Here is a 14,690-nt window from a genome sequence, read left to right on the forward strand (position 1 = left end):
AAAGGAGAAAATTCTCCTTTCCTTAAAGACACATCTTAAAGATACATACCACATCTTCTTCACTTAAGCCAACAAAGCCGTCAAACCATGGATGTGTACAAGATTTCGCCATTTCTTCAAAATGTGTTTCATCAATACCTAACTCGCTTAAATGCATTGGAATTCCAACCGAAACAAAGAAATCATACAAGGCTTGAATACCTGCTTTCGCTAATTCTGTTTCATCTTTATTCTCTAAGCCCCAAACATTTTTCGCAAACTTCACCAGTCTTGGCGTAATACTTGAATCTTTTTCTAAGATATAACTTAACCAGCGCGGTGTTAAAATGGCTAAACCAACACCATGGGTAATATCGTAGAAAGCCGATAATTCATGCTCCATCGCATGACATGGCCAACCCGAAGATACTTTCCCATATTCTGGTATTCCCGAACAAGCAATCGATGAATTCCAAAATAAATTCGCTCTTGCTTCATAATTTGTCGGATCTTGTAAGACAATTGGTAAATTATGAATAACCGATTTTAAAATACCTTCTTCAATGGCTTCTGATAAGTCTGCATTCATTGTACGAGAAAAATAGCCTTCCATAATATGCGACATCATATCCGCCCCACCGGCAGCGCTTTGCTTGGCTGGCAAGGTAAATGTATAACATGGATCACAAATTGATACAGCTGGAAAAGTAAAAGTACGACCAATCTTTTTATGGATAGCCATATTACTAATGACTCCACCACTATCAAATTCCGAGCCGGTCGCCGCCATCGTCATAATAGCAACCAACGGTAAGGCTTTTTGACTACCATTTGACGCTAAGACCATTTGCCAATAATCATCACCATTGAAATAGGCTCCAACCGCAATAGCTTTGGAACAGTCTAAAACGCTACCACCACCCACAGATAAAATCACATCAATCTTTTCTTTCTTACAAATATCCGCTCCGCGAGCAACCGATTCCACACGTGGATTAGGCTCAATACCAGCGCATTCAAACACTTCAAAGCCGGCTTTAGTTAAAATTTCCAGAACTTCATCATATAGACCAACTCTTTTAATAGAACCACCACCATAAGTTAAAAGAACTCGTTTACCGAATGACTTTAAAGACTCTTCCAAATGCGAAATCATACCCTTACCAAAGTACAACTTTGTTGGTATATCGTGTACAAAGTTTTCCATATTTCCACCCCTTTCAATTTTATTTTAGCACACAGTCTTCTTCATGGTTATTGATGATACCGCCAGCTGATAAAAAAGAATAAATGGTTGTCGATCCGCAAAATTGAAAACCTCTTTCTTTTAAAGATTGGCTGACTAAATCACTAAGTTCATCATGACCAATAGAACCTTTATTATGATAAATACGTGGTTTTCCTTGGACAAAAGACCAGCAATACTGCACAAAATTCGCTTCCCCCATTTTTTTAATTAAAGTCGCATTATGAATAATTGCTCTTATTTTTCTTTCATAATGAATGACAAAGTTATCGTTTAATAAGCGCTTAACATCATTTTCACTATAAGAAGCTACTTTTTCAATATGAAAGTCATCAAAGGCCCTACGAATTCCTTCTCTTCTTTTTAAAATAGTTGACCGGCTTAAACCGGCTTGGAAAATTTCTAATGAAAGTATTTCAAATAATGAATCCGCTTGGAAACATGGTCTTCCCCATTCTTCATCATGATATTGTTTCATTAAATCACTTTCATTGGCCCATAAACATCGTTTCATAGACCTATTTTATCATTTTGAGCATATCTTTTGTTCCAAGAACTTTTCTTCTCTATAATAAAGTCACAAAATGTTAAAGGAGAAAAATAATATGTTACTAGTGTATGCAAGCCGTCAAGGCAAAACAGAAGCTTTAGTCAATGCTTTAAATGTTCCATCGACTCTTAAATTAGCGGATGGAAGTGAAACGGTAAATGAACCTTATGTATTGGTTACCTACTCTGATAAAGTGGGCGAAGTGCCTGCTGTTGTTGAAAAATTCTTATCCACAAATCATCGTTTATTAAAGGCTATTATTGCAACCGGTTCTATTGAACGTCATTATGAAACATTTGGTTATGCTGGGCTTAAGATTTCACAAGAGTACCATGTTCCTTTATTAGCGATAGTAAATGGTCGTGGAAGTGATGCAGATGAAATCAAGATTAAAGAAATGTTGACAACTTTAGAAACAAAACTAAGTCAATAAAATGATGGGGAGAAACGGTTGTTTCTCTTTTTTTAAAAATATGGAATTATCTTAATGAAAAATTAAATTCCAGCATTTTCTCATCTATGGTAGTATTAAGAGGATAAAAAGGAGTTTTATATGGTGAAAAAGAAAAATCACATTGATTTTCGAAGAGCAACTTGGATTTTATTATTGTTATGTTCCATTGTAGCTCTTATAGTATTAAAATTTTCCCCTTTCGTGCCATTTAGATGGTGGGTTATAGCTGTATTAATCGTTGCAATTCTCTTACTGTATCGCTTATTACTATCCACCACTAAAAAGCGCTATTGGTTTTCTAAAATTACGATTGGTTTAAACCTTATCTTCTCCGCTTGTTTGATTGTGGTATCGATTTTCTTACCATATATCAAAGGGAATATCGAAGGTATCTTCAAACGTGTTACTGAACAGAGCACCATGATTAATGTCTACGCCCTAACAAGCGAGTATAAATCTGCTCACAAAGATGTCTTTAAGGATACCAATTTCTACGACGATATATTAAATTATAAAGATAAAACTTTCTTATCTCAGACCAGCAGTTCTCTTGAGGACACAAAGGCCGGCTTAGAAGCTGTCCAGAAAAAAATTGGTACTATTAAATTGCTTGAAAAATCCTCTCCGGAAGAAGCGGCTGCGGCTTTATATAGTAACCAAGGTCAAGCCTTAGTGCTTTCAGAAAATGTTGCCAATCTTTTAGCAAGCAATGAGAAATACAAAACTTTCTTAAAAGACACAAAAGTTGTGTATAGCTTTAAAAAGACGGAAAAGCTTCCTGAAGTGAAACGTCGAACTTTACAAGATGGTACCTTCTCTCTCTATGTAGCAGGTAGTGATACCCGTAGTGGTAAGTTATCCTTAAAAGATCGTTTTGATGTCAACATGATTGTGACGGTTAATCCAAAGACACACCAAATCCTAATTACATCTATTCCCCGTGACTCTTTAGTGCCTAACCTTGCTTTAGGTGGTGGAAAGGATAAATTAACGCATCTAGGCGTTCAAGGTGTACAAAATACAACGAAATCTTTAAATCGTTGGTTAAATATGGAAATTGATAATTATGCGATTGTCAATTTCGTTACTTTCTCAAAAATTATTGATGCTTTAGGTGGTATTGATGTCGATAATCCATACAAGTTCGTAGCAACGAATGCGGGCGGCTATACTTATCCTAAGGGTAAGATTCATTTGAATGGTGCAGAAGCACTTGGTTATGTTCGTGAGCGTTATTCTTTAAAAGATGGTGACTTTGGTCGTGGAATGCACCAAACTTTGGTACTAAATGCGATTATCCGTAAGGTAAGTTCTCCATCTGCTATTACGAAGTTTCCTGCTCTTATGAACTCTTTATCCGGTTCTTTATTAACTGATGCTGATATTAATTATTTCTATCAATTAGGTTCTGAAACATTGGCGGCTGATAAAGCTTGGGATATTATCAACTATCGTATCACTGGCAGTGTTGGTATGTTTAAGACAGCTTCGATGCCTAGCACACCATTATCTTGTGTCTTTCCAAATTCAGAGCAAGTAGCCAAATTGAGGCAAATGATTCAAGATATGGAAAATAACAAAGTCATTCAAAATCCAGCTAAGAAAAATACATCTGTGAAACAATAGATAGAAAAGAAACTAATCTTGAGATTAGTTTCTTTTCTTATATTTTAGTATTTTTATCTTTATAACATTACCAGGTATTTCTTAGTCCAGGCTAATAAACTCAACAAACGAATGACCACAAGACTAACAAAAATAGGCACAAAGTGATAAATCAATAAATTGATATAGGCAAATGGAGTGATATCACCTAATTGAAAATGAATGGCTTCCATAACGATGATATGAATGAAATAAATTGCAAAAGATACCTTTGAAATATAAGCAATCATTTCCCATTGCTGTGCTGGATATTTGCTTTCAAGTCTACTGCCCCATCGACGTATAATTTCAAAGGAAAAGAGCGCTAAAAGCATAATATCGGAATCATAGTAGCCAAAATTATAATGCGAATCAACTTTTTCATAGCTAAACGTCAAAAAAATCGCTATAATCCAGAAAAAAATAGTCAGAAAATATAGCCAAAATCTTTTTAGTCGTTTCAAGAAACCCTTATAAATTAAATAACCAAATACTAGGTATGGAAAATAAATGGATAAAATATTACTGGTATCCATACCAATGCCCAGACCGGTTTCAAATCCTAACACTAAAAATACATGATTTACGTTTGGTAATAGATACCCATATAACAACAGCAAAGATATTGGTAAAAACATTGCCTTTACGGAAAATTTATGAATAAATATAGCCACCAAAGGAATGATTGTATAAATAGATAAAATCACTGGAATATACCAAATATTACCATAGGTATAAGTTGAATCAAATAATAATGTTCTTACCATCCAAATAAGCTGACTGGAAAATTTAGAAATTGGTTCATATCCTGGTACTTTAAATAGCACAATAATCCAGTACATAATCAAAATCCATAGCTCTGAAGTGATAAAAATCTTTAATAGATTGTGTTTATAAAAATAAAGCACATCTTCCCATGTTTCAAATTTTTTACTTAGTGTTAATGCTCCAGTAATCATTAGAAAAATAGGAACACCCAAACGACTTAAAACATATAAGACAACTCTAAAAATAGCCTCCAAACTAAAATTACCTAATAGAAAGCTTATAATTGAATTACTTATATGTAAAGTTCGATCAATCGAATGATTTAAGATAATGGAAAATATGGCGAAGCATCTCGCCATATCAAGCCATAAAATTCTTTTCTTACTCAACATAGAATTCATTTTATTTCTTTTTATTCTTGATAAAAATCATCTATCACACGCACAATCTCTTTACTAACAGGGAAATCAATAAAGCGATTTTGGGTTTTGGAAGAAATGGCTTTAATAAACGCTGAAAGTTCATAACGAATTCCCTCTCCATCCAGTTGATAGAAATAACGTTTATTCTTTTCTTGATCTTCATAACGAACTTCAAAGTAATCTGTCTTCCACCACGGTGCCGGCACATAGACATAACCCTTTGTTCCGGAAACAACCAATTCGCCTTCTGATTTAGCCCCAACCCCAACTTTAATATTCGCAACCGCCTTTGGATAATCAAAACTAATTCTTGTGAAAGAATCAAACTTCTTCTCTCGGTCGAAATAAAGGGATTTCCTATTTTTCTTTTCATAGTTAGTGCCTAATAGTTGGAAAACCGGTAATAAAGCCGTTGGTCCCCAAGCGCAAATACTATTCCAATTTTTTGCGACATAATCCTCTTTATTTTCAAACTTTGATAAGCTTGTACAAGTCGCATCTACCGATACAACATCACCAATTCTACCGGACTTCACAATCAACAAAAGACGATTGTAAGCTGTCGCATAGGCTGTCTTAATAGCATCCATGAGAATTAGTTTTTTCTCTTTAGCAAGAGCTTCTAATTCTTCTATTTCTTCCATACGCAAAGCCATCGGTGCTTCACATAAAACATGCTTACCAGCCAATAAAGCCTTCTTAACATGCTCATAATGTAACTCGGGTTTAGAAACAATATATAAAGCATCACAGCTATTTAATAGGCTGTCATAGTCATCAAACATTTGGACCGGTTCATCCCTCAATGTCTCTAAAGTCTGCCCCATGTTATAAATACCAGCCACCTCAGCTCCATTGACTACTAAGCTTTCTGTATAATACTTATGCAAAATATTGTGCGCACTACCACCCACAAAACCAAGGCGTACATTTCTATCCTTTTGGCGAATTTCCGTACTAGAAATACCTTTGGTACGATCCAAATAAACCACTTCACAATATTCTTTTAAATAATCAAAGTAGCCTACCCAATCTGACCCGACGGTAAATACATCAATTCCGAGGCGACGAATATCATCAATTTTTTGACCCTCGTATTCTTCAACAATGATTTCATCCGCTATACCAGTGGCTTTAACCGCTTCAATTCTTTCCATTAAAGACTGTTGCACATTTATCTTCCCACGAATTTTATCGAAACCATCTGAAGTAACGCCGACAACTAAATAATCGCCTAGTTCCTTCGCTCTTTCCAAAAGGCGAATATGACCAAAATGCAATAAATCATAAGTTCCATAAGTGATTACTTTTTTCATAATTCTCTCCGTTTAAATTAGATTTCGCCTTTGCATATCTGCTAAAGCGTTAATTAAAGTTGTATTATCTTCCTTTGTTAAAGCACCAATGTGACCAACACGGAACACAAGCTCTTTTAAAAGACCACCATTTGGACAAACCCATATTTGGTACTCATCTTTTAAGATTCTAAAAATATCACTAGCGTTAGCGGTGGTTGGTTTTAAGGCGGTTACCGCATTTGGTAAAGACTTTGATACAATTTCAAATGGGAAAGCCTTAATTTTTTCACGGAAATCTTCTGCCAAAGCGTGAATACGAGCAATTTCAGCTTCTACACCACCTGCCGCTTTGATGTCTTTTAAACGTTGATTTATTTGCAATAAAGTTCCAACCGCTGGTGTGAACGGTGTTTGACCACGTTCCCCATTGGATAAAGCCAGCTTTAAATCAAAGTATAAACTCTTGACTTCATTGACTTGAATTCTTTCAATTGCCTTTGGTGAACATACAATAACCGAAACACCGGGGGGACAAGCTAAAGCTTTTTGTGAACCGGTAATCAAACAATCCACCTCGTATTCCTGCATATTTAATGGATCACATAAGAATGAGCTGATGGAATCCACTATCAAAAATAAATGATTTCTCTTACAAAAATCAGAAATAAGTTTAATATCATACAACACCCCTGTCGATGTTTCATCAATGTTGACAAGAAAGGCTGTATAATCTTTGCCTTCATACTTATTCAAGTCTTCTTTTTGGATTCCAAGCCACTCAGTTGGAACAATTTCTGTGTAAGGAATTTCATGAATTTTACAAATATCCACAAATCGTTGACCAAAACTGCCGCCGTTAACGACCAATACTTTGTCCTTTTTCGTCAACATATTCATGACCGAAGCTTCCATGGAGGCTGTACCGGAGCCGGTTATGAATAACACACGAGCTTGGTCACCGGATTGCGTAAATTCTTTGACTAAAGCTTCATTTTCTAACATAACCTCTGAGAACTCAGGCGTCCTAAAGTAAGGAACATTTTGCGCTCCAATTGCACGAACCGCTTCACTTGATTGAACAGGTCCAACAGTAAAATTTAACATAATACTCTCCATTTCTTTTTATTAAACGGCTAATAGCAAAGTTTTAAGACCATTCAGGATAGTTTGTTATTAACGCTAAAATTATACCATATCTAAAAAATGGTCAATGTATATCTGTGATTTTTTTCAAATATTGGTTTGTAAAAATGACCATCGAATTTCACAATAAAAAAATATCTCCAGTATCATTCAATATCAAAAAAATCCTTGTTCTACCTGTTGTCTACCAACTAATTTTCCATTGGAATACACTCAAATAAATTAAAAATTCCTCGTCAAATCACCCCATAAAAAGTAGAATTCTAAGATATTTTCATTTAAATTATTTTAAGTAAGATGGTATAGTATATGAGTGTTTTATTGAGGTCAATTTATGGAAAAAAGAATTACTTTTTGGGATAATCTAAAATTCCTTTTAATTATATTTATGGTCATTGGTCATTTAGCCTATGAATTTACCGATATATCAAAAACAGCTCGTTTTCTTTACCTAAGTATCTATTCCTTTCATATGCCCCTATTTATATTTATATCGGGCTTATTTCATAAAAGTGATAAATTCAAACAGCATATTTTATTCTATATCAGTATTGGCTTTAGTCAAAAAATGTTCAATGTCCTTTTAGCCTTTCTTTTTCACGAAAGCATCCATTTTAAATTATTGAGTGATGGTGGTATTCCATGGTTTATGTTTGTCTTAGCTATTTATACCCTATTAGCCGAATTACTAAAAGATCAGAATCATACTTATCTCATTCTTGCTTTTGTCTGCTTAGCCTGTTTCATTACTTATGATTCTTCTATCAATGATTACTTATATTTATCAAGAACTATTGTTTTCTTTCCATTCTATTTACTTGGTGTTATTTGTCAGCCGGAGAAATGTTTAGTGATAAAACAAAAATTTTTCTTGCAAGGGAAAATCCTGACCTCTATTTTCTTGACCGTTATTTTATTCCTATTCTATTTCAAATTAAATAGCTTTTATCCATTCCGCTATCTATTTACCGGACGAGCTATTTCCCCTGAACAATTTAATGATTACAATCCTTTACACCGATTATTCTGTTATGGATTAACAATTTGTATGTCTTTATCCATCATGGCTCTTGTACCAATAAAACATCTTACCGGAATTAGTCATTGGGGTAGAAAAACCATTAACGTCCTTTTCTATCACTGGCCTTTAATTAAAATAATTGGTCATTTTATTTCCTTCAAACAACTATATCAACACCCTATTGGTATGGTTTCCTATTACCTAATAGCCATTTTAATTAGTATCCTTTTATCACAAAAAATCTTTGATTATCCAATCCTTTGGATTAGAAAACAAATCTTCACAACAAAAAAGTGATTTCCAACTGAAAATCACTTTTTAAAAGGATGCTTCTTAAACACTTTTCTTTGCGTTAACTAATTCTGGAATAAAACCATTCATAATCAAGCCGGCAAACATCCAAAAGAAGAAAGCTGGTGTATTTTCCATGAAGAAAATCCCTTGATCAAATATAGCTGAAATAAGTCCCGAGATAACGATCAAGAAAGAAAACACATACAAATCTTGCACATGCGTAATCCTTTTCACATATAAGAAGTTATCTTTGAAACTCAATAATAAAAAGGCAAGTAAAGAAAGAATGCCTATATAACCCGTACTAACAAATACCTTTAAATAGCCATTATGTGTATGATAAATCGCCCCTGCCGCAAACTTCTCAGGAAAATTCGTTTTTACATATTGAACAATGTATAAATTTGGTTGGTTTTTAGCTATGTATTTCATATAGTTACCGGGAGATAGACCAATCACGCCAAATTCTCGATAATTGTCTAAATAATCCTTCCAAATAGCCAAACGGTTATTAGAAAAATTGTCCTTTAAATCTTCATTCCGATCTAAAACATCCTTATCCGAAGGTTTGCTGTTATTCGTATTTAATAGCGAAGAAATCGTCGATAAACCATTCGAATATACCCTTATAGAATAATACACTCCTACCATAAAACAAGCACTCAAAACTAAGGCAATCACTGTCCTTTTGAAGTTTACTTTCTTAAAATGGCTTCGATACAATAAGAAAAAACCAATAAATGAACAAATCAACAATGAAAACTTGGCGCTTCTTGAACCGGATAAAATAATATGCACCACAAAAAGAACAGCCGGAATACTATACAACCATTTAAACTTTCTCTTCTTACGGAATTCATAGAGGGTTAAAATAAACAACATTAAAGAAATATAAGCCGCATGATTGATTGGATCAAAAATGCCAAATAAGCGATTTTGTAAGAAACCCTGTCTAGCAATAGAAACATCCTCTGCTAAAGGATTAATCACATAGGTATAACCAATATCCATAAAGAATTGAGCAATGGAAACCAAACAAGCAATACTCCAAATCAAAAACAATAGGTGTATATACATATCCATCGTTTTAATAAATTCTTCCTTCTCAATCCTTGCCGAAATCGAATAAAACAAAGAAAAACTAATCGTTGCCCAAGCAATAGAAAATAAATTATCTTTAATACCAAACTCTCTTGTCCGAACTGTCGCAATTAGAGCAATAAAAGAAATCAAATAGAGCAAATACACGTACTTGGCTTTAAAAACAGTTCTCTGAAGAAGAACATCCACAGCCAAAAGAAGTGCCCCAAATATACCTAGGTAACTTTGAAGATGATAGAAAGGTGTTTTTGTCAAAAAAGATAATACCGGTGAAATAATCATCAATGTAAAAACAACAATGGTTATCCAAATATAATGTAAAACAATTTTATCAAAGAATTCTTTTCTCACCTTTACCATCCCCCTCAAAGAAACCTACTTTTTTCTACTTAATGTTCGTAAAACAATACTCAACAAATGCTTGAACTCATTCGTTTTATAACTAAACCCAACCCAAATAATACCATAAATCACGATAGCTATCACGAAACGAAGTAAAATAGCCACCAAACCATAGTTTTTAACAAAGACTTCCGCTAATCCATAAGCGGCTGAACAAGCCACAATCGCTAACATAACATACAAGCCAATCTTCTTTAAATATCCCTTTAAGCCAAAGCTAAATTGGAAACCAAACAAAGCCCAAGCTTCCCAAGGAAAATAAACAAAGATAAACACAAAGATAGTTGGCCATAGAACCCCTGAAATATCATGGGTAATGGAAATCCAAAGAATACTACCAATTAAATTGATAACCAAGCCAACATATGGCTTTAACCAATCCTTTGTCCATAAACCGGCCGCATCACGATAGGTTAGCTGCATAATTCGAAACATCCAAGAAAAGAAATAAACAACAATCAAAATCATCAAATCATTTCTTAACAGATAATCTTTACCAACCCATAATACAATAAATGGTTGATACATACATAACATACAAGCAGCCGCCGCTCCAACAATCCCTAGCCAACCATAGCTTAGAGTAATAAATGTTTTATAGTTAGCTTCTTCACTGTCGGTGATTAACTTATTGCCAATACCGGCAATACTACCGTTGGTCACAATTTCAATTAAAGCATTCACTGCTGTTAAAATGTAGTAATAATTACTATATTTTGATAAAGTCGCTAAACCTAGGAAAGAAGAAATTAAGATACTATCAATACTTACCAAAACCGTACTTCCTACTTTGTGACCAAATAAAGTTAGAACTCGCTTTTTAATGACCCTCTTTGTTTCATCATCCACTTCCCCACGACAACTAATTTCAGGGAATTCTTTTCGTGCCATCCATAATATCGCTACATTATTGGGAATGACCATCATCAAATAAATACCCATATAAATGTAGTAATTTGGAATTAAAAATAAGAATAAAACCTGCAAAACATACATCACAATCGACTTAATCGAAGAAATCTTTAGGAAAATATCCTCTCTTTGATAGGCGGAGAAAATTGCTGTATTGTAGGAAAACATCAAGTAACCAAGAGAAGTCTCCAATAAATAAATAACAAATAAAACCTCTAGGTTCATACTCGATGGATAATCACCACTCACTAAATTCTTGACAAATGGAACCAGTGCTAAACCGGAAAATAAGATGACTAAACCCACATACTTATACACTTTCTTAAAATAGTTCAACAAGGCACAGAAGGTATCCATATCATCATTTACAACCGCTCGATACATCATAAATACCAAAGAAGAACTAAATCCCATATTAGCTAAGTTCAAAACACTTAGAATGGATGTAAACAAACTTCCTAAGCCATTGTATTCAGAACCTAGCCGGTAAATGATAATTGTCTTGACAACAAAGGATCCCAATATTGTTACAAGACGGTAAATCATCCCCCAAGATGCATTTCTTACTGTATTTTTTGCTCGATTTAATTTCATAGTTTACCTAATTTCAAATGAAGATGGATTTGGATAACGCTTTTGAAAAGCTCCATCAATGAACTTCTGTTCCAAGTCCATATCAAAATCACCCGGATCATCGTTAACACAAATCACTCTTTTACGTGGCTTTAAGATTGCCTCTTGGATGGTACCTGAATTTTGGTGACCAATCGTAAAATAATCAGAACTTGGCTTCATTGGTGAAAATTCTCCTGAAACCAATTGCCAATAACGGAATAAATATTGATTCACATCGGCTTTATTTCTAAATCTATGTTCACAGGTTTGTTTTAAATCCTCCGAATAAGTCTGCCACACTTCTTCAAATGTTTTCTTATTATAAGAAATAACAGAATGAAAATTACGGAAACCTGTAAAACAACTAAATGGAAGTAAATACAAATTATTTAATAATAAGTGACCATATTTAAAGTTCAACCACTTAGAACGATGCTTTGAAATCACTTCCTTTTTAGCAAATTTTTCATTTATCAAGGCCATCATGTTCAACATAATATATGGCATGAAATTTTCTCTAAGATTATTTTTTATCACGCCGAGAACCGCCGCATCCTTTGGTAAGCCATTATCGAAAAAGTCTTTCGGTTGACAAGGTAAATTCAAATACACATCATCGTTAAAATAGATAAAATGGTCAGCCAAATCAGGAATATGATGAAGATTTAACTCAATTACATGCGAACTAAAAGTTGGCAAGTATTCCTTTGGAATGAAATCTTCGTGTTTCACTAAATGAATTTTTTCATGATGAATATTTAACCATTGGGGATAATGACCAAAAGTTAAGAAATGAATTTTTCGGACCCATGGCGCATTTTCTTCAATAGCACGAAACCAATAACGAAAAGTATCCCATGCTCGATAGCGTGAAACATGATTATCGGATAACTTATCAGATGTATACTGATTGTGCACTTGAATCCAATTAGGATCACTTCCATCCACCCAAGGAATCACAATATCAATTGGACTATTCATTATAAGTCTCCTTTATAATAAATATCGTTATGTTCTTCCAAGTCCTTCTTTAAATCCATACTAAAGCCAACAGAATAGTGTTTCTCACGATCTGCCTCCGGTGGAATGGTCATATAATCGTTGTATTGATTTTTAAGATACGTATCATAATCATGAGGAATATTGATTTGCATATCCTCAAAAGTTGCTTTCACTGGTGGATAATATACTTCTTTTGGCATAATATGACCGAAATAATGCCCCATATCCGTCGGTACAGCCCATAAATTTGATGGTTTATGCCATTGAACATAACGATCAAAGGCATCCCCCCATTTCTTATACGAACGAAAAGAGAATAAAAAACCAATCACACAACGAATACGATAGTTGATTTTTCCTCCGCTTGTTTGGTAGAAAAATTGTTTCTTTTCCGGACTGCGATAATGATAGAACAAAGTGGATACTGCAATGTATTGCAAAAACATAGCAGAATAGCCCTTAAAGAAACGTGCTACTTTATTCATTGGTACAGCTTCAATCGGAAAAATATCAATGTGAACACCTTTTGGGAATGGTGTATTGTAGTCAAAGAAGCTTGCTTTTAAAGTGTTTTTCTTATAAATAGCAGAAATCATGCTTTCTAAATAATACTTGGAATTGGGAGAAGTCATCTCGTACTTATCCCCCATCTCTTCATCAAAAATTTCAATAAAGCGTTTCAAATCTTCATGGGGCATTAGAATATCCACATCATCATCCCAAGGAATAAAACCTTTATGACGAATGGCTCCTAAACAGGTTCCTCCTGCCGCCATATAACAAATACCATGTTTCTCACATACACGGTCAATATCTTTTAAAATTTCTAAAAAACAAGCTTGAAGTTGTTTCAATTCTTGTTCATTCACTTCATGCACGATGTCCACCGGTGGTGTACTTTGCATCGCTTTTCTGGTAGACAATGCATCTCTAATTCCCATGTCACTTCACCTCTTCTTTTTCAACACAATATTGTATACCCTTATACATCTTATAACTATTTTTCATATCATAGAACTTAATATTATGTCTCAATATTCGATCTTCTTCTTTTGGTGGTGTCATATAATCCCCATAAGAAACTTCCAGCCACTTCTTATAATCCTTCGGTACAGGCATCTGCACTCCTTCAAATAAAAGATGATCCGGATGCTCAAACCATTCCTTTGGAAAGCGTTGACGCATAATGGTTAAGCCCTCCACAAAAGAGGCGACTTGACCATTGCTCTTTTTACCAAGTGCCAACATTCTCTTTTCACATTTCTTCCAAATTCGATAACGATAATCAAAGGATTTCACCATAGACAAAGCCAACTTTGTCATGTTATACATAAACTTACTCTTATGAGCTGGTAAGCGTTGGAAATTGAAACACGCAAACATCATGGCATAAGGAATTTGTAAAAAGCGTTTAATTGGATTCGCCGCCACATCGTCCACTGGAATGACATCAATCATAATACCTTGGTGAATATCATTGTTTTCATTATGGTAATTGATAAAGGTTGTATTATTATCTTTAATTTCAATAACCGCATGATGAATATTCATTTTATCATTGGAACGAACGCATGAAAAACGATCCTTATCCGCATACTTTTCCCATAAAGATTCTAATTTTTCATAATCCTCTCTTAGCATGAACACATCCACATCATCATCCCAAGGTATCATTCCTTGATGGCGTACTGCTCCTAACAAAGTGCCACCTGCTAAGACAAACTTCAAACCGCGCTCTTCACAAAATTCTTTGAAATACATTAAAATACCAATTAACTTTTCTTGTATTTCTCTGATACCATATTCATTTTTTGTGTCCATCGCTCTTTCCTCCTCAAA

The 14,690-nt window shown here is 34.3% G+C and carries 13 protein-coding genes; 3 read left to right on the top strand and 10 right to left on the bottom strand.

The genetic code is table 11. The features are described 5' to 3' along the window. Window positions 1-22: 22 nt before the first annotated feature. The gene (locus tag K7I92_RS00755) at window positions 23-1,186 is read right to left on the bottom strand and encodes an iron-containing alcohol dehydrogenase (protein ID WP_220281663.1); all 1,164 of its coding nucleotides are present in this window, start codon (window positions 1,184-1,186) and stop codon (window positions 23-25) included. Between the two features lie 19 nt (window positions 1,187-1,205). Further along, window positions 1,206-1,739 (bottom strand): DNA-3-methyladenine glycosylase I, encoded by a 534-nt coding sequence (locus tag K7I92_RS00760; protein ID WP_220281664.1) that lies wholly within the window; start codon window positions 1,737-1,739, stop codon window positions 1,206-1,208. Between the two features lie 91 nt (window positions 1,740-1,830). On the opposite strand from K7I92_RS00760, the gene K7I92_RS00765 reads away from it, so the two are divergent. Both K7I92_RS00765 and K7I92_RS00770 read left to right on the top strand, forming a co-directional pair. Further along, on the top strand, window positions 1,831-2,208 hold the full coding sequence (locus tag K7I92_RS00765; protein ID WP_220281665.1) for a class Ib ribonucleoside-diphosphate reductase assembly flavoprotein NrdI: 378 nt from the start codon (window positions 1,831-1,833) through the stop codon (window positions 2,206-2,208). Window positions 2,209-2,328: 120 nt separating this feature from the next. Next, window positions 2,329-3,855 carry an LCP family protein gene (locus K7I92_RS00770; protein WP_220281666.1) on the top strand — a complete coding sequence of 509 codons (1,527 nt, stop codon included), beginning with the start codon at window positions 2,329-2,331 and terminating at the stop codon, window positions 3,853-3,855. Window positions 3,856-3,914: 59 nt separating this feature from the next. Here K7I92_RS00770 and K7I92_RS00775 read toward each other — a convergent pair whose 3' ends face one another. Genes K7I92_RS00775 through K7I92_RS00785 form a run of 3 tightly spaced genes read right to left on the bottom strand, consistent with a single transcriptional unit; the run spans window position 3,915 to window position 7,465 of the window. Next, window positions 3,915-5,033: an acyltransferase gene (locus K7I92_RS00775; protein WP_220281667.1), complete on the bottom strand. Its 1,119-nt coding sequence runs from the start codon at window positions 5,031-5,033 to the stop codon at window positions 3,915-3,917. A gap of 20 nt (window positions 5,034-5,053) precedes the next feature. Next, entirely contained in the window at window positions 5,054-6,379 is a 1,326-nt protein-coding gene (locus tag K7I92_RS00780) for a Gfo/Idh/MocA family oxidoreductase (protein ID WP_220281668.1), read from the bottom strand. Window positions 6,380-6,391: 12 nt separating this feature from the next. Beyond that, a complete protein-coding gene (locus K7I92_RS00785; protein WP_220281669.1) occupies window positions 6,392-7,465 on the bottom strand; it encodes an alanine--glyoxylate aminotransferase family protein in 1,074 nt (357 codons plus the stop codon). A gap of 373 nt (window positions 7,466-7,838) precedes the next feature. On the opposite strand from K7I92_RS00785, the gene K7I92_RS00790 reads away from it, so the two are divergent. Then, window positions 7,839-8,822 carry an acyltransferase family protein gene (locus K7I92_RS00790; protein WP_220281670.1) on the top strand — a complete coding sequence of 328 codons (984 nt, stop codon included), beginning with the start codon at window positions 7,839-7,841 and terminating at the stop codon, window positions 8,820-8,822. 36 nt (window positions 8,823-8,858) lie between these two features. On the opposite strand, the gene K7I92_RS07605 is transcribed toward K7I92_RS00790, so the two are convergent. Genes K7I92_RS07605 through K7I92_RS00815 form a run of 5 tightly spaced genes read right to left on the bottom strand, consistent with a single transcriptional unit; the run spans window position 8,859 to window position 14,672 of the window. Next, window positions 8,859-10,271 carry an O-antigen ligase family protein gene (locus K7I92_RS07605; RefSeq protein WP_220281671.1) on the bottom strand — a complete coding sequence of 471 codons (1,413 nt, stop codon included), beginning with the start codon at window positions 10,269-10,271 and terminating at the stop codon, window positions 8,859-8,861. 24 nt (window positions 10,272-10,295) lie between these two features. Further along, window positions 10,296-11,828 (bottom strand): lipopolysaccharide biosynthesis protein, encoded by a 1,533-nt coding sequence (locus K7I92_RS00800; protein ID WP_203245561.1) that lies wholly within the window; start codon window positions 11,826-11,828, stop codon window positions 10,296-10,298. A 3-nt stretch (window positions 11,829-11,831) separates the two neighbouring features. Further along, on the bottom strand, window positions 11,832-12,830 hold the full coding sequence (locus K7I92_RS00805; RefSeq protein WP_220281672.1) for a Stealth CR1 domain-containing protein: 999 nt from the start codon (window positions 12,828-12,830) through the stop codon (window positions 11,832-11,834). Continuing rightward, window positions 12,830-13,792 (bottom strand): phosphorylcholine transferase LicD, encoded by a 963-nt coding sequence (locus K7I92_RS00810; protein WP_220281673.1) that lies wholly within the window; start codon window positions 13,790-13,792, stop codon window positions 12,830-12,832. Before K7I92_RS00810 ends, K7I92_RS00805 begins: the two co-directional genes overlap by 1 nt. Window position 13,793: 1 nt before the next feature. Next, window positions 13,794-14,672, bottom strand: a complete 879-nt coding sequence (locus tag K7I92_RS00815; RefSeq protein ID WP_220281674.1) for a phosphorylcholine transferase LicD — start codon at window positions 14,670-14,672, stop codon at window positions 13,794-13,796. Window positions 14,673-14,690: the final 18 nt, after the last annotated feature.

The sequence above is a fragment of the Bulleidia sp. zg-1013 genome (assembly GCF_019798045.1).
Lineage (GTDB): Bacteria > Bacillota_I > Bacilli_A > Erysipelotrichales > Erysipelotrichaceae > Bulleidia.